This window comes from Prevotella denticola (genome assembly GCF_900454835.1).
Lineage (GTDB): Bacteria > Bacteroidota > Bacteroidia > Bacteroidales > Bacteroidaceae > Prevotella > Prevotella denticola.
On sequence record NZ_UGTM01000002.1, the window covers coordinates 264,476 to 287,530 of the forward strand.

Genomic DNA, 23,055 nt, shown 5'->3' on the forward strand with positions numbered 1-23,055 from the left:
ATGCCGCCGATGGAAGACAGGAGAAAGCCGTGCGGAACACACACAGGAAGCAAGGGCGATTTTTGGGGAAATGGAATAAAAGTAGTACCTTTGCAGCCGAATTACAATATAATAAGGTATTAGAAAAAGATGATTACACTTTCAAACCTTGCCATCCAATTCGGCAAGCGGGTTCTCTACAAGGACGTCAACATGAAGTTTACACCGGGCAACATCTACGGAGTCATCGGTGCCAACGGTGCCGGCAAGTCGACGCTGCTCCGGGCCATCTCCGGCGACCTGGAACCCAACAAGGGAACCGTGGAACTGGGGCCGGGCGAACGGCTGTCGGTATTGGAGCAGGACCACTTCAAATATGACGGGTATAAGGTAATGGATACCGTCCTCATGGGCCACGAGACGCTCTGGCGGAACATGAAGGAGCGTGAAGAACTTTACGCCAAACCGGAGATGAGCGAGGCGGACGGCAACCGTGCCGCCGACCTCGAGCTGAAGTTCGCCGAGATGAACGGATGGGAGGCTGAGAGCAATGCGGCACAGCTGCTGCAGAACCTCGGCGTCAAGGAGGACCTGCACCAGAAGCAGATGGCGGAACTGTCGAATACGGAGAAAGTGCGCGTCATGCTGGCAAAAGCCCTCTTCGGAAAGCCGGAGAATCTGCTGCTCGATGAGCCTACCAACGACCTCGACCTCGATACCGTTGAGTGGCTGGAGGACTACCTCGGCGAAATCGACGAGCACCAGACGGTACTGGTTGTTTCCCACGACCGTCACTTCCTCGATTCCGTCAGCACGCAGACCATCGACATCGACTTCGGCAAGGTGACCGTCTTCGCCGGCAACTACTCTTTCTGGTACGAAAGCTCTCAGCTGGCTCTCCGTCAGGCCCAGAACCAAAAGATGAAGGCTGAAGAGAAGAAGAAACAGCTGGAAGAGTTCATCCGCCGGTTCTCGGCCAATGTCGCCAAAAGCAAACAGACCACATCACGCAAGAAGATGCTGGAACGCCTGAACGTCGAGGAGATACGCCCGTCGAGCCGCAAGTACCCGGGCATCATCTTCAGCATGGAGCGCGAACCGGGCAACCAGATTCTGGAAGTGGAGAACCTGAAGGCAGTGGATGCCGACGGCACGGTACTGTTCGACAACGTGAACTTCAACATCGAGAAAGGGCAGAAGGTCGTCTTCCTTTCCCGTAATCCGAAGGCAATGACGGCCCTCTTCGAAATCATCAACGGCAACCGCAAGGCTGACGGCGGCACTTACAACTGGGGCGTGACCATCACCACGGCCTATCTCCCGCTGGACAACACCGGGTTCTTCAACAGCGACCTGAACCTCGTCGACTGGCTGTCGCAGTACGGGCCAGGCAACGAAGTCGCCATGAAGGGATTTCTCGGGCGTATGCTCTTCAAGCAGGAAGAAGTGGAGAAGAAGGTGAACGTGCTCTCCGGAGGCGAGAAGATGCGCTGCATGATTGCACGTATGCAGCTGCAGAATGCCAACTGCCTGATTCTCGACACGCCTACCAACCACCTCGACCTGGAGAGCATCCAGGCTTTCAACAACAACCTGGTGAGCTTCAAGGGAAACATCCTTTTCAGCTCCCACGACCACGAATTCATCAACACCGTGGCCGACCGCATCATCGAACTGACGCCGAAGGGGACCATCGACAAGCTGATGACCTACGACGAATATATCCACGACGAACAGATCAAGGAACAGAAAGCAGGGATGTATGAAGCGTGACAAAGATGGCATACTTTTTGCGAAACATACCCTGACCAACAGCATTCAGATATGAGGAAAGAAAAGAAGAATATAAACGTGGAAGGCGAAGAGCTGGAACAGTACAGCGAAAAGACAGCCCGGAACGAAGAGCCGGAGCAGTCGGAAAAGAACGCTGGAGCAGAGACCGAAGCGGATGAAACCGCAGAACAGGAGGCTGATACGGAGGCCGCAATACAGAAAGAGGCCGAGGAGTGGAAAGACAAATATATCCGTCTGGCTGCCGAATTCGACAACTACAAGAAGCGTACGTTGAAGGAGAAGTCGGAGCTTATCCTCAACGGAAGCGAGAAGACGGTAACCGCCGTCCTGCCGGTTCTCGACGATTTCGAGCGGGCCATTGCCGACAAGACGGAAGACCCGCAGGCTATCAGGAAAGGCTTCGAACTGATATTCAAGAAGTTTGTCAAGGTGCTTGAAACCTTGGGCGTGAAGAGAATCGAAACCGACAACGCCGACTTCAATGTCGACTACCATGAGGCCATTGCAATGGTCCCGGGCATGGGCGACGAAAAGAAAGGCAAGGTCATCGACTGTGTACAGACGGGTTACACGCTCAACGACAAGGTCATCCGCCACGCGAAAGTGGCCGTCGGACAATAATATCGGAAGGAGACAGAAAGAGACGCAGAGGCGTTGAAGGAAATCCCACTCATGCGGCTGTCCCTTCGACACTCCGGATATAAGGGTCGAGACGGCCGCCTTACCCTTTGCGGCTCTCCCTGCCTCCTTAAATTCTATAAAGAAGAATGGCAAAAAGAGACTACTACGAGGTGCTGGGTGTCAGCAAGAGTGCCTCAGAAGACGAGATAAAGAAAGCATACAGGAAACTTGCCATCAAGTATCATCCCGACCGCAATCCGGGTGATACGGAGGCAGAGGCAAAGTTCAAGGAAGCCGCCGAAGCATACGATGTGCTGCATGATCCGCAGAAACGGCAGATGTACGACCAGTTCGGTTTCGATGCACCAGGCGGTGGATTTGGTGGCGGCAGTCCGTTCGGTGCAGCCGGCGGATTCTCCATGGACGACATCTTCTCCATGTTCGGCGACATCTTCGGCGGGCGTGGCAGAGGCGGACATCAGGCACAGAGATACCGGGGTACGGATCTGCGTCTGAAGGTCCGGCTATCCCTGCAAGAGGTAGCGACAGGTGTCACCAAGAAGTTCAAGGTGCGCAAGGATGTTACCTGCGACCACTGCCACGGCTCTGGAGCAGAGGCCGGCAGCGGTAGCGAGACCTGCCCGAACTGTCATGGGACGGGCGTGGAAATCCGCACTCAGCAGAGCATCTTCGGCATGATGCAGACCCAGACTGTCTGCCATGTCTGCGGCGGCGAGGGGACCGTTATCAAGAACAAGTGCAGCCACTGCCATGGGGAAGGCATCGTCAAAGGCGAAGAGGTCGTCGAAATCAACATTCCGGCAGGCGTAGCCGAGGGTATGGTCGTCAATGTCCCGGGCAAGGGTAACGCCGGAAGACACAACGGTGTGACGGGAGATATCCAAGTGTACATAGAGGAAGAGCCCGACGACACCTTCATCCGAGACGGACAGAATGTCATCTACAATCTCCTGCTCGACTTCCCGACAGCTGCATTGGGCGGACAGGCTGACATCCCGACCATTGACGGGAGCAGCGTGAAAATCAAAATCGAACCGGGCACGCAGCCGGGCAAGACGCTCCGTCTGCGCGGCAAGGGACTGCCTGCCGTCCAGGGCTATGGAATCGGCACAGGCGATCTGATTGTCCACATCAGCGTGTATGTCCCGAAGGAACTGAACAAGGCAGAGCGGAAAGCCATCGAAGAACTGCGCCAGAACGAGAACTTCCGCGGTGACACCTCTACCAAGCGTTCTATCTTCGAGAACTTCCGTAAACTGTTCTCATAGCCGCTTATCACCGTCCATCATCGCTTATCATCGCCCATCACCAGCCATCATCGCCCATCCCCTCCTACCCCACCCATCCCATGACATACCAAGAAACTGTAAAATACCTGTTTGCCAGCACCCCCGTCTTCGAGCACATCGGTGCTTCCGCCTATAAAGAAGGACTGGGTACGACAAAGGCTCTGGACGAACACTTCGGCCATCCTCACACCCGTTTCCTGTCCATCCATGTTGCCGGAACCAACGGCAAAGGCTCCTGTTCGCACACACTGGCCGCCATTCTCCAGGCCGAAGGCTACAAAGTAGGACTCTACACCAGTCCGCATCTTGTTGACTTCCGAGAGCGCATCAGGGTCAACGGACAGATGATTCCGGAACAGGAAGTCATAGATTTCGTCGAACAGGAGCGCAGCTTCTTCGAACCGCTCCATCCGTCTTTCTTTGAGCTGACGACAGCATTGGCATTCAAGTACTTTGCTGAACAGAAGGTAGACATCGCCGTCATCGAAGTAGGTCTGGGCGGCAGGCTGGACTGCACGAACATCATCACCCCCGTCCTGTCCATCATCACCAACATCTCACTCGACCACACGCAGTTCCTCGGTAACACCCTGGCAGCGATTGCCGGCGAGAAAGCAGGCATCATCAAGCAGGGCGTACCCGTCATCATCGGCGAGGCCGTACCCGAGACAAAGGCGGTATTTCTGGCAAAGGCACAGAAGATGGACGCACTCATTGTCTTTGCGGAAGACATTCCGGCCGTATGCGCATCACACGCACTCCCTACCGGCGGCATCGCTTACCGGACGCGCTTCTTCGGCAACATCACCGGCGAACTGGGCGGCAGCTATCAGGAGAAGAATGCCAACACGGTGCTGACAGCCGCCATGCTCCTGTATAATAAAGGTGTGATCAGAAATACCGACAGCATCGCCCGAGGCTTTGCCGATGTCTGCGAGGCTACAGGCCTGATGGGGAGATGGCAGAAACTGCAGGACCATCCGCTGGTCATCTGCGACACGGGGCACAATGCCGGAGGCTGGCAGTACCTCTCCCGGCAGATCCGTCACCAGCCCTGCCGCTGCAGGCGCATCGTCTTCGGCATGGTAGACGACAAGGATCTGCACGCAGTCATGTCCATGCTGCCCGACGATGCCGCCTACTACTGGACACAGCCCTCCACCCGCCGTGCCTTCCCGGCAGAGAAAGTTGCCGCCACAGCTGCCGGCTACGGCCTGCACGGAGAGACCTTCCCTACCGTTCCGGAAGCCTACCGCGCTGCCTTTCATGCTGCCGACAAGGACGATTTCATCTTCGTCGGTGGTTCCAGCTATGTAGTGGCCGACCTTCTGGCAGCCATCAGATGACCTCCGGGCAGCCTTCCGGTACAGGCTCTCAAAGCAGACATAAGTCCGATGAAGCACACGAAAGGACAAAGACACACAAGGGGAAACGAAGACACACACAAGGGAAGCAAAGAGACATAAGAAAAGCAAAAAGAGACAAAGACACACAGAGGGAATGAAGGGGCGACTGCTGCAAAGCACGTCCCTTCATTCCCTTTTATCAATCCCCCTTCCCGCCGATGCCGAAGCCGTCAGCTGCCTTTGTATTCCTTTGGAGACACCTTGTACATCCCGGTAAAACATTTGTTGAAATACGACAGACTGCTGAAGCCCACCTGGTACATCACCTCGGAAACCGTAAGCTGTCCCTGTCCAAGCAGCATGGCAGCCCGCTTCAGCCGCTGTTCACGTATGAAACTGACAGGTGTCTGCCCTGTAAGCAACTTCATCTTTCTGTAAAGCTGCTTCTGTTCGATTCCGATCAGCTCGCACAGTCTGCTTACATTGAATTCTTCCGACGACATATTGCCGTTGATGGCCTTCATGATCTCGGTCATCAAACGCTCGTCATCATTCACCGTTTCAATTCTCCCCTGTCCCTCTTCCGCAATAGAAACGATATGGACACTCTTGACAATCGAAGCCTTCCGCCTGAGCAGCTGCACCATGTGCAGCTGGAGTTTCTGCAGATTGAAAGGCTTGGGAATGAACACGTCGGCACCGCACGAAATGCTCTTCAGTTCTGTCGTCTGGTCATCTTTTGCCGTCAGCATGATGATGGGCGTGTCTGCTGTCGCATGGTTATGCCGCAGCCGCCTGCACAGTTCCATCCCATCCATGCCGGGCATCATCTGGTCGGTGATGATGATGTCGGGGACTGTCGCCGCCACGTGTTCCATCGCTTCCTCACCGCTGTAAGCCACCATCGCCCTGTAGTTCTCGTTCAGGGCAGACTTCAGGAAGTCCACCATGTCATGGTTGTCATCCACGACAAGCACCGTCGGCCGGCCGTCCGCATCGCCGGTACGACTTCCGTCGCCCGACAGTCCGTACCCGGACTCGCCGACAGGAATCGAAAAGGTCACTCTCAACCCGCCGGCATTCTCGGCGGCAATTGTCCCCCCATGGAGTTCCACATATTTCCTCGCCACGGCCAGCCCCAGCCCCGTACCGTCATGCTGGCTGTCGCCTTTGTAGTACTTATAGAAGATCCGGCGGAGTTCGCCTGCCGGGACACCCGGCCCGTTGTCAGCAACACTGACCGTTGCGCAGCCCTGCCCCATACCGACGCTGACCGCAATCCGCCCCGTCCTGTCGTCAACATATTTTGCAGCATTGGACAGGAGGTTGCGGACGACCGACTGTATCTTGACTATGTCAACATCCATCCAGAGCGTCTCTACGGAGCTGTGGAACGAAAGCGACACCTGCCGGTCCCGTGCCCGGTCAGAAAACTCACGGACACAGTTGCCCACCAGGGAGACGAAATCGACGTGCGAGTCGAGAATCCGGTCATCGCCCTCGACTTCCATCCGCTTGAAGTCCAATATGCGGTTGATGATGTCGCTCAGCCGCATGGCATTGCCATGTATCGACCGCAGCTTTCCGCGGAAACGGGCATTGGTCGTTTCCGACAGCAGCTTCTCCAGCGGGGCTATGATCAGGCTGAGCGGTGTCTTGACCTCATGCGACATCTCGACGAAGAAGTCCATCTTCTGTTCCGTCAGAGCGATGGCGTTCTCCCGTTCGCGTTCTCTTAGCTCCTGCTGCGCACGCCTTCTGTAAAAGGAGAAGACCACATAGACAAGCGACGAGGACGACAGAAGATACAGCAGCCATGCCCACCACTGCCGGTACCAGGGATAGGGCACCCAGAGCGTGTACTTCCTGACGCTGCCCGACCGGGGACCGGCCGACACATACAGTTCGCAGGCGCCGCCCGGCAGGGCCGGCAGGGCGATGCTGTTCGTCCCCGCAGCCAGCGGCATCCAGCGGCTGCCGTCGCCCAGTCTGTACCACAGTACTTCCGAGCTGCCGTTGCCGTAGTCGTAGGTGGAAAGGAAGATGGAGATGTTCTTCCTTCCGCCAAGGCGGATATCCGTGGCAAAGCGCGGGACAATGCCGCCGACAGCTCTGCCGTCGACGCTTATCCCCGTGACGTAAACATCCACGTCACGGCTGTTCCTTCCGTCCGATATCCGCTGCCTGGCCACGACATCCTGTCCGCCCCAGCATATCGAACGGTCTGCACCCACGTAAGTACCGGCCGTGAATCTGTACTCGGGCTTACCCGAAGAATGGACCGTATTGTCGTGCAGGTCGATGTAGAAAAGTCCTTCTGACGTCGACATCCATACCCGGGCGTTCTCGTTCACGAAGGCATAGATCATGCCGTCATCCACGCTGAACCCGGTATCGGTGTACCTGCCCGATGCCATCTCGTATCTGTAAAGACGGCCCTGCACGTCAATCCATACAGAGCCTCTTGCCACCGTCATGCCGTCAAGAAACATCTTCCGCCTGAGCGACACGCGGAAACTGCGTGTGTCGATGGACACCAGTCCCTTGCCGGTATAGGTCCACAGGTGTCCGCTGCCGTCCGGAACAAGCCGGTAGGCCGTGCTTACCAGCTCGGCATCCTTCCCGAAGGGCGACCGCAGCATCCGGTAAGTCCCGCCGCTCCGCAGCAGCGCCTTCTTGTCGACGACGTACAGTCCGCCCATGTAGGTGGCCACCCACAGCCTCCGCCGGTCGTCTTCATAGAGGGCATAGGCCCAGTCCGAATTCCGTCCGTCGCTGCCGGTGAGGGTGAAATAGTCGAACCGATCCGCCTGCCGGTCGTACCTGGCTATACTCGCATCCGTGGCGATCCAGATGTCATGGTCACGGTCTTCATAGATATGGCGTATCATGTTCTTCTTCAGTCCGCTGCCGACCCTGAACCATCTGCAGCCCCGCCTCGTGACGTGCAGGATTCCGTTCTCTCCTCCGAGCCACTTCTCCCCGTCAGCCGTCTCGAGGACGTTCGTGAAGGTGTTTCCCTCGTTCGAGCGGGTCATGTCGACAATGCGGGTGTACTCGAAAGGATCCGCCTGCCGGGCGAATGCCGCCCCGCGGTCGGTGGAGATCCATATATTGCCCCGACGGTCGCGGAAGAAGCTGTTGATACGGTTGCTGGGCAGACTGTACAGAGGCGACGACACATCATGGCTCACCGTCCGTCTGCTTCCGCTTTCCGGGTTGAACACCAGCATGCCGTATTCAGAAGCGACGAGCAGGTTGCCGTCAGGCAGGACGAGGGGATGGTTGTACGTACTGCCCGACAGAGCACGGGCCGTCTTTCCGCTCACCAGACTGCGGTGCAGGAGACCATGCTCCGTGCCGACCCACAGACACCTGCGTCTCCGGTCTATATCGATGCTGTAGACATTGTCGTGTATGCCCGTGTCCCTTAAGTTTCCCCTGCCGTCCATGAAAGAGAGTCCCTTCAGATGGCCTATGTACACGCCGTTGCTGACAGGCCGGATGGTGTAGATGATATTGTCCTTGCCGCCCGGAACCATATACCGCTGCCACAGCCGGCGCCGGGTGTCGAAGCTGAAGAGACCGTTCGACTTCGTCCCTGCATAGAGGACTCCTCCCGACATGACGACGACACGTATCTCGCCCGTCTGCGGGACATTGCCCAAAGGGTTGCAGAGCCGTTCGGTTCTGATGTCGAGAAACCGGAGTCCGTCGTCACCGCCCAGTATAAGGATGTCGCGGTTCAATGCGGCAGCAGTCCAGAAGCTGCCGCCGGTAATCTTCCGGGTGCTGTAACCGTCGTAGGTGAACACGCCCTGCCTCGTGATGAGCCAGACCATCCCCTGGCGGTCCTGCCACACCTGCTCCACCTCGTTCGCCGCATAAGGCAGAGAAACATTGAAAAACCGGGCGAAGTGCGGTGTCCGGGCTGCCATGCGGCCCGTCATCAGGAGGATGAGCACCAGCAGGGCCGTGCCTCGTCTCGAAAATCTGAACATCTTTGTCATACCAAAAGACTGCAGCCGGAAGGCGGACGGCTCTGTGCCTGTCCTGCCGATACGGCCAGATATCTGCAAATTTACTGAAAAAACCACTTTCCCGACAACCAAGGCCTGCCTGATTTTCAATCAAGGCCTACTTGCACGTCAATCAAGGCCTACTTGGGCTTCAATCGAGGCCTACTTGCAAGGCAATCAGGCACCTTTTCCAAGGCGGTTTATAAACGACTGTATATCAGACGCATACAACACGGACAACTAATGCCGGAAGCACAGCGTCCGGAAGACACGGCGACAGCAGCAGGAAAGTGTGTCACATACCATATAGACCTTTGACACACCCTCCTTCCAGCTGTTCTCTCCGCCGTACCTATTCGGCGTAGGCGTCCAGTGCCACTGTCGGTGTCCCATTGACGAAACAGCCCTTGTTGTAGCCTTTGTTGTAACCAGCAGGTGCTTCCGGCTCCCAGTAGAAGACCCCTTCAAGATGTCCTGTGGCCTTTCCTTTGCGGATGACCGAGGCGATGCAGTCGCGGCACTCCTCGGCATTGTCGTAGTCCATTCCTATCTCGCAGACCATCACCGGTTTTCCATAGGTGGCATACAGGGTCTTGATATTGTCTACACATTTGTCTGCATAGACGGCACCCTTTCCCTTTTCGGGATAGAGCGACATACCGATGACATCGTACTTCCCGCCGTATTGCCGCATATAGTCGAAGACACGGGTATAGAACGCCAGGTTGTCGCCGCAGTCAATGTGGACAATCACCTTGGCCCCGGGGAATACGGCCTTTACCGCATCGTAGCCTGCATTGGACAGTTCGGCATAGTTGCCGCCCTTGTCAATGCTGCCCAGCGGCCATAGCATGCCCGTGCGGGTCTCGTTGCCTACCTGTACCCATTCAGGGGTGATGCCGAACGACTTAAGTTTCGTCAGCACCGACGTGACATGGGCGGCCACCGCCGTCTTCATCTGCGGGAGGTCGTAGCCTGCCCACGCTGCCGGAACGGTCTGCTGTCCCGGATCAGCCCAGCTGTCACTGAAATGGAAGTCGATCATGACCCTCAGCCCCAGTGCAGCTGCCCGGCGCGCCTTCACCAGCACATCGTCGGCGTTGTTCCAGCCCGATGCCGGGTTGACCCATACACGGAGACGGACAGCATCTACGTGACAGTCTTTCTTGAGCAGTGCCATCAGCTCTGTCGGCACACCGTTCCTGTCGGTGAAGGTCAGTCCTTCGCTCTCCATCTGGGTCACCCAGCTTACGTCCGCACCTCTGGCGAACGTACCGGCTGCGGTCGGTGTCTGTTCCGGCTGCCGGGGGGAGGTCACGGGACTGTCTTCTTTGTTGCAGGATGCCTGCACGCCTGTGATGAACAGCAGCAGGGCAATCATATTAAAAAACTTCTTCTTCATTTTATAGTTGTATAAGGATGTTGTTTATTGTTCAGTTAATGTATAAGTGCCTTTGCAGAGATCGACCGTGAAGGCATAGGTCTTCCCGGTCTTCCATCCCTTCGGCGCACCGGTCCCTTTCCTGCCCCAGCAGAGTGTGCCGTCACCCTGCGTGCCGAAGAAGTGCGTCCAGGAACCGTTGAGGAGTATCTGTACGCCCCACGGCGTGCCGGCCGTCGCGGCAACGGTCGCGGTGTACACACCCGGACGGCCCTCGACGGCCTTCATGCCGACCGGTTCCCAGCTGTCGTTGAAGCCGGCATATGCGACTTCCGTGACAGCCTCGTCCATCGGGTACCAGTAGTTCATCCATCCGAGCGAGGCGCATACGACATACAGCCCTTTGCCGGGCTGGGGAATGTTCCGGCCTTTCGTGGTGAGTTTCTTCTCCTCCGTGGCGGGATCCTGATTGATTTCCGTCCAGTCCTGATAAGCCTTCGAGAAGTAATAACCCCATGAGGAATTGAAATTGACCGCTGCGGCATAGCAGAGATGATCCTCGTCGTACAGTGTAAGATATTCCGTGTAGTCCCACAGGTCGTCGTTGCCGAGGATGTACAGCTTTCCCGGGACTTCTTCCGAAGTGCTGCCCTTGCCCGCCGTGCAGGTCCATCCGGAAGGGTCGGAAAGGTCCAGTGACAGCACCATCTCGCCGGCAGAGGGAACGTTGACCGTGATGTCCTTCGGTACGGATCCGAACGTAATCTTCCCGTTCTTCATCCCGAATGCCACGGCTGTACCGGCGGCAGCCCCGTCGTCGGTGCCGGTGGATACATCGTACTGCCGTCCGGTGCCGCTGATGCGGATGACAGCCGTTCCGGCAGATGCAGCCCTGAAAGACAGTGTCCATCTGTTGTTCTGCCGGTCATAGGCCATTTCTCCCCGGATGTCTCCACTGACAGAGAGCGAGGGAATGTACAGCGCACTCCACTCCTGGCGCAGGGTGTTCACGACCGTGTAGTAACAGCCTGACGGTCCCGGGAACCAGAAGTTCCAATGCTGCTCGCCGCTGCTTGCCGCAAACGCCTTGCCGCCGCTGTCGTTGCCCCAGAGAATGCCGTTGCCTTCCTGTAGCCACCAGTTGTACCATCCGGCGACACCCATGAAACCGCTGTAGATGCCGTTGGATTCAGGCGAACAGAGGGTTTTGCCGGTGTCTGTGCGGTCGGAAGCGAGGATGGAGGCCCGGCTCATGTCGATACGGTACGGCGTAACCTGCAGCCGGCAGACATTGCTGTATGCGGGGGCCAGATTGTCTGACAGCACCGACTTCATCCGTATGTACAGCGTCGAGGCCGCGTCTCCGGCCAGGTCCAGCCGCCCGGCAAGGGCATTGAGGCTTTCGGCCGTATATTGCAGAGACGTGGTCCCGGCATCGGTGAGGATCTCTATCGGCGAAGAGAAATCCTCCGTGGCCGAGAACTGCAGCGTGTTCGCCGTCGCATTCACCGGTGTCTGCACACGTCCGTCGCTGGTCGTCAGCCTTGAATTGTCCGTCCAGTAGAGCGTCAGCGCCAGGCCCGAAGTATTGTTCCGGTCGAGGACGACATCGCCGGAACTGCTCAGCTCAACCGCCGGGACACCGCCGGCGGTGATCAGGTCGCCATCCGTATTGCATGCGGCAAGCGACAGTACGGCCAGCAAAGATAGTAAAAAATATTTTGTCTTGTTCATGACTTGTCAGAAGTTAATAGTTTTCGTTGGATAAATTGGGATTGGCCGACAGCTCGGCTGTGGGAATCGGATAGACGTTGTACCGGCTGTCGGTGGCACGTCCGTCTGCCACGCCGCCTTTCCACTGCCACTTATAGCCGCCGCCCGTGAACAGTCCGTACCGTATGAGGTCCGTGCGGCGTGTACACTCCCAGTAGAGTTCGCGTCCGCGTTCGTCAAGGATGAACTTCAGTGTGAGCTGTGCGGCAGTGATGTCGTCTCCGGTGCTGCCGGAAGCACGTTCCCGTACACGGTTGACATACTGCAGAGCTTCGCCCAGCGACGCGCCCTGTCCGCCCCGCAGGACGCTCTCGGCAAGCATGAGATACACATCCGCCAGGCGAAACACAGGATAATCAATGCTGCACCCTGCCGCTCCCGTGTTGCTGGCAGGCTCGCCTGCATCGGTAAGATTGGAGTATTTCTCGCCGAAATAACCTTCCGACTGGTTGTCGATGCCCTTTCCGAGCCATTGCTCCTGACCGTCGGTATAGAACCTGTACCGCCGGTCGGTCTTCTCCCTGCCTGCGAAAAGCTGCGGCAGTTCACCCCGCACACGGAACATACCCCATCCGTTCGTCAATCCATAGCGGGCAGGATTCTGGGTACTGGTGTTGCCGCATTCGCCACAGACGATATAGGTCGTGGCACCCCAGGAGACCGTGTGGACGGCATCGACGACAAGCGGGAAGATAATCTCGTAGGTACGCTTGTCATTGTCGGCATTGAACAGTTTGCCGTAATCCTGCTCAAGGGAAAAGCCGGCACTGACGATTTTCTTGCAGCAGGTAATGCAGTCTGTGTAGTGCGTACCGGCACCGTACACCTCGGCGTTGAGATACAGCTTCGCCAGCAATGCCCAGGCAGCGGCCTTTGAGGCGCGGCCGTATTCACAGTTTCCGGGGTCGGACAGTCCGTCGGCAGCAATGTCCTTCAGCTCTCGCTCTATGTAGGCAAACAGCTGCCTGTTGCTGTAACACCCGGGCGTGTAAGAGCCGACACCCATCGTCTCATCGACGAAAGGACCTTTGCCGAAAAGGTCGAGCACGTAGTAGTAGGACAGCGCACGCAGGAAGCGAGCCTCTGCACGGTAGGCCTTCAGATGGGCGTTGCCGGCGGCAGCCGCTTCCGTGTCGTGCCGCAGGAACTCGTTGCACAGTGCGATGGTGTAGTACGCACGATAGTAAGTGTCTGCCACCCAGGGGTCGCTGGCATCCCACGTCATATAGGTCAGCCCCTCGATCTTGTCGCCCGAGAGCCATGTGGCGGCCATCTCGTCGGTCGGAGCTTCCTGAAGGTTGAAGTAACCGCGGAGGAAGTCATAACCGCTGTTGCTTGCCAGATCGGCATTGCCGCCGCCCTGTTCCTGTCCGGTGATGACAAACGAGGCATACAGCTTGGCGAGAGCCTGTCTGTAGCCTTCTTCCGTACTGTAGACGGCAGCGGCCGTCGACTGACTGTCGGTGTGAGGGCTCTGGTCGAGGTCGGCCGTACAGGAGTGCAGGCCGCACATGGCCAAGACGATGATAATGATATGTTTTGTATTCATTGTTTTCGGTGTTTTAGAAATCAAGTCCAATGGTCAGAGAATAGATACGGGGACGCGGATACACACTCATGTCTATGCCGCCCTGGCATTCGGGATCTACTCCGGTATAGCCGGTGAGGGTAAACACGTTCTGCACCATGAACGATGCGTTGAGCGAGCACCACTTCGCAATCTTCCCGAAGTTGTACGACAGCTGCACGTTGTCCATCTTCAGGAACGAGGCGTTCTCGACATAGAAGTCGCTCTCATACTGCCGTTTCCGGAAGTGTGTATCCAGATAGCTGGCGTGGAGGCGGTTGAGCTGGTAGCTGTTGTACGACATTGTTTCCCAGGCTCCCGTGTTCATGGCCATTCCGTTGTAGAGGTAATTGCCGACACTGGCCCGGAGCGATGTGCTCAACGTGAGACGCTTCCAGCGCACTGACGTGGAGAAGCCGAAGAGCCAGTCAGCCGACGGCGAATGGTGATGGTACAGGTCCTTCGAGTCTACCTTTCCGTCGCCGTTGAGGTCGGCATAGAGTCCTTCTATCGGCAGTCCTGTCCTCTCGTCATAAATCTGCTTGTAGACGTAGTAACTATAAGGTGCATACCCCTCTGACAGCACCTGTACATAATGCGAGTCGATGGCACCCGCCGGTGTGTGGGGCGATGCCGAACGGGCATTGAGACGGAGGTTCGTGATCTTGTTGCTCTGCCACGTGGCGTTGCCGCTGAGACTCCACTCCCAGCTGTCTGTCTGCACAGGCGTCGCAGACAGGGAGATTTCCACACCTTTGCCCGTGATATTCCCCACGTTGCTCAACATCTGCTTGTTGAAGTTGGTGCCGGCGGCAACAGGAACGGTAGCCAGCAGGTCTTCGGTCCGGCGGTAGTAACAGTCTATCGAACCTGTGATCCGGTCGCCGAGAAATCCGAAGTCAAGTCCCCAGTTCCATGCTTTCGTCGTCTCCCACTTCAGCCCGCTGTTGTAGGCCGACGGACGGTAAGTGGCAACGGGCCGGCCGCCGAACATATAGCAGGCGCCGGCCTGGCTGAGTGTGTACAGGGGCTGATAGCCGTAGTTGGCAATACCGTCCTGCTGTCCGGTCACGCCATAGCTGGCACGCAGCTTCAGCGTGCTGAAAACCGGCTTCAGCGGCCTGAAGAAATCTTCCTCCGACATACGCCAGCCCAGAGCGACAGACGGGAAGGAACCCCATCGGCTCCCTCTGCCGAAGCGTGACGAACCGTCACGGCGCAGACTGGCCGTAAGCAGATACCTGCCGTTGAAGCTGTAGTTCAGGCGGCCATAGTAGGAAAGCAGCACATGACGCTGGTCGTCGGCGGCGGATGCCGACTGCACCTCTGCCGGCTCTCTGTCGTTCAGCTCGGTGTAGGCGGCATTGGTGTATTTCCATGCCTGGTAATCGTAACCGGCCGTGACCTCGATGTTGCTCTTGATGCGGTCGAAGTATCTGCCATAATCGAGATAGAATGTAAAGAGCCGGTTGCTGTTCCGCTGCGGACCGTAGCTGTAGTTGCGGCCTCCTGTGTTGTAATACTGGTAGGCTTCGTGTGGCACATAAATGTGTCCCCGGCCGCGCGACCCGTCATAGCCGAGCGTAAGGTGGGCATGGAGTCCCGGCAGGAAACGGAAGCTGTAGTCCGCATCGAAGCTGCCGATGGCACGGTAGACTTTGCTCGTGGAGTGATAGTTGTCAAGCAGTCCGGCCGGATTCCCCGTGGCACCGTTGACCGGGACGCCGTTGGCATCGGCCGCCTCATAGTAGCCGAGGAAAGCATCGCTGCCGGAATACACAGGCGAGCAGGGATTGTGCGTGGCACTGCTCCAGATGGCCTCCGTATTGGCAAAACGGTTGTCGCTGCAAGTGCCTTTCAGATTGATGTTCAGCTTGAGGCGGTTATCCAGGAGCATGGGAGTGAGCGTGATGCTGCCGGTGTAGCGGGTCACGTTGTCGGTCCGCAGAATACCGTTCTGGCCGCTCGCACCGAAAGACAAACGGTAAGGTATCGCACCAGCCCTGCCGGAGATGCCGAGGTTGTTGTCCGTTCCGAAAGCGGTATGGAATATTTCTTTGTTCCAGTCGGTGTCGACACCGTCGTTGAGCAGCGACTTCTGGCTGTCATTGCCGTAAGTGCGCACCAGACGGTACAGCTCTTCACGTGTAATCATGTCAGCCGTCCGAGTGGGAGTCTGGAGGGCGTTCGTCGAGGAGAACGTGATCTTCGGGCGGACGGAACTGGTGCCCTTCTTGGTGGTGATGATGATGACACCGTTGGAGGCACGCGATCCGTAGATGGCCGTCGAGGACGCATCCTTGAGGATGGTCATGCTCTCGATGTCGTTCGGATTGATGAGACTCAGGAAGTTTCCGCTGCCGGAAACCGACCCGCCGACCTCCATGGGCATGCCATCGAGGACAATCAGCGGGTCGTTGGACGCATTGAGCGACGCACCGCCACGGATGCGGATCGTACTGCCGGCCGACGGAGAACCGCCGCTGCTGATAATCTGCACACCGCTCACCTTGCCGTTGACAAGTGCCTCGGGCGAATTGACGACACCCTGGTTGAAATCCTTGCTGTTCACACTCGACACAGAACCGGTCAGGTCGCTCTTGCGCTGTACGCCGTAGCCGATGACGACTGCCTCCTGCAGAATATGTTCGTCCGATTCAAGCGTGACGGCAAGCGGTCCGCCGGAAGAAATCTTCACCGTCTTCGTCTTGTAGCCGACGTAGGAAATCTGAAGCTCGGAGACGCGCCCGTCCACATCAAGGGAAAAACGTCCGTCAAGGTCGGTGACGGTTCCTGCCCCATGGGTTCTTTCCTTTACTGTTGCCCCGATAAGGGTCTCCCCCTTATCGTCTGTCACCGTACCGGTCACCCTCCTGACATTCTGTGCGACGGAAGACACCGTGACAAAAAAGACAAGGAAAACCATACAGAACAAGCGCATTGTAAAATTGCTTTTGTAAATCATATTGGTTTTTAGTTATAAATTATTGTACGCCATGCAAGGAGTTTTCTGCCGGAGAAAGTCCCACAGGCAGCGGGTTCCGACAACACCTCTCCAGTCTTCTGAGGATAAAATCAACAGGCCGGCACAGGCGGCACCGTTCACATGGGAATAGCCTGTCCGGCAGTACCTGTCGTGTTTGATGCGGCAAAATTAATAGACTTTCAAGTGCGGTGCAAGCACAAAACAGACAATGTTTTGCTCATTTCGGACATGGCGGGAATCCGCCTGGACAAACCTTCTTATACAGGTGCGGGAGAACGAACGGAAAGGACTGCCGTCGCCCCGTTGAAACAACAGAAAACGCCATTCACCCAGAACACCTGCACGACAGACCACCCTGGAACAAGCATGACAGACTGCAGCCACAGCACAATGGGCAGACCAACCTTATATTCGCTTTTCAGAAGGCAATAGACTTGTTGGATGCCGTATGTCGCAAGGCTCTGAAAACCGTCATCGACTTTGCCAAGGAACCACTTACCAAACAATTCACATTCGAACAGGCCTGTGCTGTCAATGATTTTTTCATACAGACACCGACAGACAACATGCTGCCGATACATTGTCTGTATTGTCCCATCCCTTCCTCACGGAAGACGACCATACCAAAGGGGGGACAGTAGATAATGAATGGGGATTATTATTTACGCACACTGATTCTTTCCTGTCAGTGTGTCGAGGGTAAACACGAATGGTGTTGAGGGTGTACACCCTTGGTGTCAAGGCTTAGTTCGGATCGCGGTAAGTATTATGATAATCGGTTATTCTTGAAAATATGCTTTCTGAATAAACATCATGCTCCCCCCGATAAAGAGTCTGCCGCAGAAGAATATACTTTAGGATAAAACATAGTCTGGCATTCATCCACGGCAGATGCGCCTGTAATCGGTCTGCTGTGAAATTTTTTCCTGTCACTGCCGTCACTCTGTAAATACATATAACATGCTAATAAACAATGTATTAGTGAGAGATGTTAAAAGTGACAGCAAATGAGAAATAAAATTTTGCAGTAAACTGTTGGTAATTCTGTCCTCATTGTCAGTATCCTGCTACTCTAAACTTTAGAAGATTTTTCATAAGTAGAATGAGTCTACCCCCCCCAACAGAAGATCTACTGTCCCCTTTTCTCTACTGCTCGGTATGTGTTGCAATTTGCGTCCTATTTGCACCCTGTAAAAATAAAACACCCTGTAAATCAAAGATTTACAGGGCGTAATTTGTAGCGGGGGTGGGACCCGAACCCACGACCTCCGGATTATGAATCCGACGCTCTAACCAGCTGAGCTATCCCGCCATCCACGGTGCTTTCGTTCTCGAAAGCGGGTGCAAAGGTATGGAAAAAAAGTTAAGTCTGCAAATTTTAAATCACTTTTTTAGCGGATATACAGGAAAAAGTTTTATATTTGCAGGCGGCTGCTGTCTGCGGGGCTGGTTTCTGTCTTTCCGTAGAGCCGGATGAGCGGCTGCATGACGGGATGTACAGGGAATGTACCGTTCCGCCGACAGGAGGGGGCGGTGGCTGTCCTGCAAGTCTGGGACAGGTAGCGGGATGCCGGCAGGCCGGAGCGGACGGCCGGGGAGAAGAGTTATAAAAATAATGAAAGAAAATGCAGAACATTTGAATAATGAGCAGGAAAATAGAACTGGAATATGAGCTGAAGACCCATTCGGGCAGTGCCGTGTGGACGCTGATCAGTACGCCGATCGGTATGATGAAGTGGCTGGCGGACGAGGTGACCCTGGAGGGGGAAACGGCGACTTTCGTATGGGGCGACCCGCTCCGTGAGCATGATACGCATACAGCGACCGTGATCGAGATGGTGAAAAACAGTCACATACGGCTGCACTGGGACTCGTCCGACAGTGATGCCTACTGGGAAATCAGGATGTTCCACAGCGAGATAGCCGGCAACTATCATCTGGCTGTCACCGACTTCACCGAGGATGACGAACCGGAGGATCTCGTCAGAATCTGGGACCAGAATATCGATCGGCTGCACCGGATTACGGGAGTTTGAGGTTTGAGGTTTGAGGTTTGAGGTTTGAGGTTTGAGGTTTGAGATTTGAGATTTGAGATTTGAGATTTGAGGTTTGAGGTTTTTCCAAGTCTGTTTCTTCTGTTGAAAAGCCGGAATGCTCTGCCTTTCTTTTCACGACTTTGAAGCCTACAGTTCCGTTTCAGACCTATGGTTCAGTTTCAGATCTGCCAGAATCATGCTGGACAGGTTGCAGGACAGGTTGCAAGAAGGGGACAGAGAATAAAAATACTAAAAAAGACCATTACTCTGATATTTTTATGTAATTTTGCACGGAATACGCTGCACCCGGGGAAAAGAAAGTGCAAGTACTTTCCATACCGGCCCGCACGCTCTTTGCAGCGGACAGGCTGCACCGGCGGGATGGGATCGGCCTCCTCCGCATCTGCAGGCTGTATTCACGCACGTTAAACAAGGGGTGACACTCCGCTCGCCACCGTCATGATGTTTCGGATCAGGAAATTAGACATATTCATAGCCAGGCAGTTCGGCATGCTCTTCGCCGGGACATTCTTCATCAGTCTGTTCGTGCTGATGATGCAGTTCCTGTGGCGGTATATCGACGACCTGATCGGCAAGGGACTGTCCATGGATGTTCTCGGACAGTTCTTCTGGTACATGAGCCTGATGATGGTGCCGCAGGCCCTTCCGCTGGCCATCCTCCTCTCCTCGCTTATTTCCTACGGCAACCTCGGCGAGAGTTCCGAGCTGACGGCCATCAAGTCGGCCGGCATCTCGCTGGTCCAGTCGTTCCGCGGTCTGATCGTCATCAGTGTCCTCATCGCCTGCGGTTCGTTCTATTTCCAGAACAATGTAGGGCCGAGCGCGCAGAAGCACATCGCCCAGCTTCTCATTTCCATGAAGCAGAAAAGTCCGGAGCTGGAGATACCCGAAGGCATCTTCTATGACGGCATCCCCAATACCAACCTCTATGTGGAAAAGAAAGACCTGAAGACCGGACACCTCTATAACATCATGGTGTACCGGATGACCGACAGCTACGAGGACCAGGCCATCATCCTTGCCGACTCGGGCATGCTCCAGTCGACGGCAGAGAAGAAGCATCTCGTGCTGAACCTGTGGAGCGGAGAGTGGTTCGAGAACATGCGCTCGCAGGAGATGGGCAGCAGTGCCAGCGTTCCTTACCGCCGGGAGACGTTCACCCACAAGCACATCGTGCTCGACTTTGACGGCGACTTCAACCTCACCGACATGGCGGGTATCTCGAACGATGCCCGTACGAAGAGCATCACCAAGATACAGCACGACAAGGACTCGCTGGTCCACGTCTACGACAGCGTAGGAAAGGCCTATTACAAGGATGCACAGTCAATTTACTATCCTTCCCCCAGGCTCCGGCCGTCAGAGATGAAGCAGGCCGTCAGACTGGCGGAAGGAAAGAGCTTCAATGTCGACTCGATATTCAGCAGGCTGCCGGCCGACCAGCGCCGCCAGGTCGTCGACCAGGCTCTGTCTACTGTCCAGCAGGAGGTGGGCGACCTCGAGTTCAAGAGTCTGGTGACCAGTGACGGCGACAAGCTGATCCGTCTGCACGACATCGAGACCATCAACAAGTTCACGCTGTCGCTGATCTGCATCATCTTCTTCTTCATCGGCGCACCGCTCGGTGCCATTATCCGCAAGGGCGGACTGGGCATACCGATCATCATCAGCGTCATCGTGTTCATCATCTTCTACATCCTCGACAACACCGGCTACCGTATGTCCCGCCAGGGCGACTGGGCCATCTGGTTCGGCAAGGGACTGTCGATGGCAGTGCTCATCCCGATGGCGGTGTTCTTCACCTACAAGGCGAACAACGACTCGGCGGTGTTCAATGCCGATATGTACATGAACCTGCTGCGGCGGATGTTCGGACTCCGCCTCAAGCGCAGCATATCCGGCAAGGAAGTAATCCTGAACGACCCGGCCTACAGCCGTGATGCCGCCCAGCTCCGGCTGCTGAACGGACAGATCGCCGAATATGCGAAGTCGCGCAGCCTCAAATCGCCGCCTGACGTGATCAAGGTGTTCTTCCGCTATCATGCCGACCATGTCATCGAGAACATCAGCGACGAACTCGAAGCCGTCATCGAAGACCTGGGCAACACGCGCAACAAGCTCATCATGACCGTGCTGAACCGCTATCCCATACTGGCCGTGAAGGCGCATACGCGGCCTTTCGACCGCCGGTGGCTGAACATCCTCGCCGGGCTGATTCTCCCGGCAGGCATCTTCTTCTACTTCCGTATGTGGCGGTTCCGCCTGCGTCTCTATCGTGACCTCCGTGCCATCACTGCCTGCAACGATGTGCTGATTGCCGAGATAGAACGGATGGAGAGAGTCGCTTTTGGGCTGCATAAAAAGAAACATTCATAATCAGTAACAAGTATATGGAAGACTTTAAACTCGATAGCATCGAAGATGCACTGAACGACTTCCGGGAAGGAAAGTTCGTCATCGTGGTAGACGACGAGGACCGCGAGAACGAGGGCGACCTCATCATGGCGGCAGAGAAGATCACGCCGGAGAAGGTGAACTTCATGCTGAAGAATGCGCGCGGCGTACTCTGCGTGCCCATCACGCTCTCACGTGCCGACGAACTGGACCTGCCCCATCAGGTGTCCGACAACACGTCCATGCTCGGCACGCCGTTCACCGTCACGGTAGACAAGCTGGAAGGCTGCACGACGGGCGTCTCCGCCCACGACCGTGCCGAGACCATCAGGGCACTGGCCGATCCGGAATCTACTCCCCAGACCTTCGGCCGGCCGGGACACATCAATCCGCTCTATGCCCAGGACAACGGCGTGCTGCGCCGCTCGGGCCATACCGAGGCGGCCGTCGACCTCTGCAAGCTGTCCGGCTGCTTCCCGGCAGGCGTGCTCATGGAAATCATGAACGAGGACGGCACCATGGCACGTATGCCGGATCTGCAGAAGCGTGCGAAGGAATGGGGCATGAAGATCATCAGCATCAAGGACATCATTGCCTACCGTCTGAAAAAGGAGTCGAGCATCGAGGTGGGCGACGAGGTGGAACTGCCTACGCAGTACGGCACTTTCCATCTGATTCCGTTCCGCCAGGCGAACGGACTGGAAAACATGGCACTCATCAAGGGTACGTGGAAGGAAGACGAACCGGTGCTCGTGCGTGTACACTCGTCCTGTGCGACGGGCGACATTCTCGGCAGCCGGCGTTGCGACTGCGGCGAGCAGCTCCACAAGGCAATGGAAATGATCGAGAAGGAAGGCAAGGGTGTCATCATCTATATGCAGCAGGAAGGACGCGGCATCGGTCTGATGAACAAGATTGCGGCTTACAGGCTGCAGGATGAGGGGCTCGACACCGTCGAGGCCAACATCCATCTCGGCTTCCGCCCCGACGAGCGCGACTACGGCTGCGGAGCGCAGATGCTGCGCCACCTCGGTGTACACAAGATGCGGCTGATGACCAATAACCCGAAAAAGCGGGTCGGCCTGGAAGCCTACGGCCTGGAAATAACAGAGAACGTGCCGATCGAGATTGCCCCCAACCCGTTCGACTACCGCTATCTGAAGACGAAGCGCGACCGCATGGGACACGACCTGCACCTGTAGAGACCAGGCCAGCCTCACCCCTGGCACAGCCTCACCCCCGGCCCCTCTCCGAATGGAGAGGGGAGTAGACAGCGGGATACCCCTTCCGTCTGAACAGCGGGGGACAGTAGATATATCTATTGGGGATAAGCTGATTTTTTTACTCCTGGAGTGGGGGGACACCGGCCTTGCAGTCGGGACATAAGAAACTGCAAACCTAGACATAAGAAACTGCAAGGGGCATAAGAAAACGTGGGAACTGCCATATTGAAGTAAAAATCTGCTTCGATATGGCAGTTTTCGCATTGGCGGGAGCGTGGATGGTATGGGGATATGCAGGGGGATGGAATGAGGCCCCTGTAAAACTCCATTACATGAGACGCTCGGAAAATGCAACTTGTTGATAATCAGATATACGGTTCTGAGACAAATAGATTTCTGCAGAGGTCCCGGAATTTCTTAAAATGAATATCCGCAATCATCCAAATCAGTAAATTCTTAATATCCGGATTCGGAGTAAGATATTACATCATGACGAGATGATTCCGTGGGATTTGAACGGACCAGCTTTTTTCCCGGATGCAGTCCGACTTTCATCGGCATACCCTTTGTGCAGACGTGTTGGTGAGCCGTAGACGAGTAAACCG

12 protein-coding genes and 1 tRNA gene are annotated in these 23,055 nt (G+C 56.0%); 7 read left to right on the forward strand and 6 right to left on the reverse strand.

The features are described from left to right. Window positions 1–129 precede the first annotated feature (129 nt). The 4 genes from DYH27_RS09260 (at window position 130) to DYH27_RS09275 (ending at window position 5,050) form a co-directional block, all read left to right on the forward strand. Complete coding sequence (locus tag DYH27_RS09260) at window positions 130–1,752, forward strand: ABC-F family ATP-binding cassette domain-containing protein (RefSeq protein WP_029216348.1); 1,623 nt, start codon at window positions 130–132, stop codon at window positions 1,750–1,752. A gap of 51 nt (window positions 1,753–1,803) precedes the next feature. After that, entirely contained in the window at window positions 1,804–2,394 is a 591-nt protein-coding gene (locus DYH27_RS09265; RefSeq protein WP_025067740.1) for a nucleotide exchange factor GrpE, read from the forward strand. A 146-nt stretch (window positions 2,395–2,540) separates the two neighbouring features. Next, the gene (gene dnaJ, locus DYH27_RS09270; protein WP_004353102.1) at window positions 2,541–3,683 is read left to right on the forward strand and encodes a molecular chaperone DnaJ; all 1,143 of its coding nucleotides are present in this window, start codon (window positions 2,541–2,543) and stop codon (window positions 3,681–3,683) included. 80 nt (window positions 3,684–3,763) lie between these two features. Next, on the forward strand, window positions 3,764–5,050 hold the full coding sequence (locus tag DYH27_RS09275; protein WP_025067741.1) for a bifunctional folylpolyglutamate synthase/dihydrofolate synthase: 1,287 nt from the start codon (window positions 3,764–3,766) through the stop codon (window positions 5,048–5,050). A 230-nt stretch (window positions 5,051–5,280) separates the two neighbouring features. Here the strand turns inward: DYH27_RS09275 and DYH27_RS09280 are convergent, their stop codons facing one another. The 6 genes from DYH27_RS09280 to DYH27_RS09310 form a co-directional block, all read right to left on the reverse strand. Next, on the reverse strand, window positions 5,281–9,051 hold the full coding sequence (locus tag DYH27_RS09280; protein ID WP_244595170.1) for a hybrid sensor histidine kinase/response regulator transcription factor: 3,771 nt from the start codon (window positions 9,049–9,051) through the stop codon (window positions 5,281–5,283). Window positions 9,052–9,421: 370 nt separating this feature from the next. Further along, window positions 9,422–10,471 carry a glycoside hydrolase family 53 protein gene (locus tag DYH27_RS09285; RefSeq protein WP_013671728.1) on the reverse strand — a complete coding sequence of 350 codons (1,050 nt, stop codon included), beginning with the start codon at window positions 10,469–10,471 and terminating at the stop codon, window positions 9,422–9,424. 24 nt (window positions 10,472–10,495) lie between these two features. Further along, a complete protein-coding gene (locus DYH27_RS09290) occupies window positions 10,496–12,184 on the reverse strand; it encodes a DUF5114 domain-containing protein (protein WP_025067743.1) in 1,689 nt (562 codons plus the stop codon). Between the two features lie 13 nt (window positions 12,185–12,197). Beyond that, entirely contained in the window at window positions 12,198–13,772 is a 1,575-nt protein-coding gene (locus tag DYH27_RS09295) for a RagB/SusD family nutrient uptake outer membrane protein (RefSeq protein ID WP_025067744.1), read from the reverse strand. A gap of 13 nt (window positions 13,773–13,785) precedes the next feature. Then, a complete protein-coding gene (locus DYH27_RS09300) occupies window positions 13,786–16,755 on the reverse strand; it encodes a SusC/RagA family TonB-linked outer membrane protein (RefSeq protein WP_025067745.1) in 2,970 nt (989 codons plus the stop codon). Window positions 16,756–18,014: 1,259 nt separating this feature from the next. Next, window positions 18,015–18,088, reverse strand: a tRNA-Met gene (locus DYH27_RS09310). Window positions 18,089–18,419: 331 nt separating this feature from the next. Here DYH27_RS09310 and DYH27_RS09320 point away from each other — a divergent pair. From DYH27_RS09320 to DYH27_RS09330, 3 genes are all read left to right on the forward strand, one after another. Then, window positions 18,420–18,812 carry an START-like domain-containing protein gene (locus DYH27_RS09320; protein ID WP_013671736.1) on the forward strand — a complete coding sequence of 131 codons (393 nt, stop codon included), beginning with the start codon at window positions 18,420–18,422 and terminating at the stop codon, window positions 18,810–18,812. A gap of 462 nt (window positions 18,813–19,274) precedes the next feature. Then, on the forward strand, window positions 19,275–21,209 hold the full coding sequence (locus DYH27_RS09325) for an LptF/LptG family permease (RefSeq protein WP_029216349.1): 1,935 nt from the start codon (window positions 19,275–19,277) through the stop codon (window positions 21,207–21,209). Between the two features lie 14 nt (window positions 21,210–21,223). Continuing rightward, entirely contained in the window at window positions 21,224–22,429 is a 1,206-nt protein-coding gene (locus DYH27_RS09330; RefSeq protein WP_025067748.1) for a bifunctional 3,4-dihydroxy-2-butanone-4-phosphate synthase/GTP cyclohydrolase II, read from the forward strand. Window positions 22,430–23,055: the final 626 nt, after the last annotated feature.

Bases quoted from the DNA above. Each gene is read 5' to 3' on its own strand.
- DYH27_RS09265 (WP_025067740.1), top strand. From the start codon at position 1,804: ATGAGGAAAGAAAAGAAGAATATAAACGTGGAAGGCGAAGAGCTGGAA.
- DYH27_RS09300 (WP_025067745.1), bottom strand. From the start codon at position 16,755: ATGATTTACAAAAGCAATTTTACAATGCGCTTGTTCTGTATGGTTTTC.
- DYH27_RS09260 (WP_029216348.1), top strand. From the start codon at position 130: ATGATTACACTTTCAAACCTTGCCATCCAATTCGGCAAGCGGGTTCTC.
- DYH27_RS09295 (WP_025067744.1), bottom strand. From the start codon at position 13,772: ATGAATACAAAACATATCATTATCATCGTCTTGGCCATGTGCGGCCTG.
- DYH27_RS09320 (WP_013671736.1), top strand. From the start codon at position 18,420: ATGAGCAGGAAAATAGAACTGGAATATGAGCTGAAGACCCATTCGGGC.
- DYH27_RS09325 (WP_029216349.1), top strand. From the start codon at position 19,275: ATGTTTCGGATCAGGAAATTAGACATATTCATAGCCAGGCAGTTCGGC.
- DYH27_RS09280 (WP_244595170.1), bottom strand. From the start codon at position 9,051: ATGTTCAGATTTTCGAGACGAGGCACGGCCCTGCTGGTGCTCATCCTC.
- DYH27_RS09285 (WP_013671728.1), bottom strand. From the start codon at position 10,471: ATGAAGAAGAAGTTTTTTAATATGATTGCCCTGCTGCTGTTCATCACA.
- DYH27_RS09275 (WP_025067741.1), top strand. From the start codon at position 3,764: ATGACATACCAAGAAACTGTAAAATACCTGTTTGCCAGCACCCCCGTC.
- DYH27_RS09290 (WP_025067743.1), bottom strand. From the start codon at position 12,184: ATGAACAAGACAAAATATTTTTTACTATCTTTGCTGGCCGTACTGTCG.
- dnaJ (WP_004353102.1), top strand. From the start codon at position 2,541: ATGGCAAAAAGAGACTACTACGAGGTGCTGGGTGTCAGCAAGAGTGCC.
- DYH27_RS09330 (WP_025067748.1), top strand. From the start codon at position 21,224: ATGGAAGACTTTAAACTCGATAGCATCGAAGATGCACTGAACGACTTC.